This is a genomic window from Bacillus sp. JJ1521 (assembly GCF_036965165.1).
Taxonomy (GTDB): Bacteria; Bacillota; Bacilli; order Bacillales; family Bacillaceae_L; genus Ferdinandcohnia.
This window is the reverse complement of the sequence record NZ_JBALOX010000091.1, coordinates 24,335-24,628: the sequence shown is the minus strand read 5'-3', so window position 1 is coordinate 24,628 and position 294 is coordinate 24,335.

Here is a 294-nt window from a genome sequence, read left to right as displayed (position 1 = left end):
GAATTACGGAATCCCTTTTTGGTTCTTTTCCACGTACTAGATCAAATTGGATATATAATTTTATTTATAGGGTTAATTCTTAGTATTAACACCTTAATATATTTGGCTTTTTTGTTAATAGGTATAGGATGGATAATTGATGGAGCGGATATATGGAAAGTCGATAAAAAACGAGGGCTAATTTTGATAATACTCGGGTCTATAACATTCCTCACCACTTCACATTTATCCTTAAAGTCCTTTTGGTAATAATTCTGATACATTTAAACCAAATACGAACGGGGGGATTTCGAT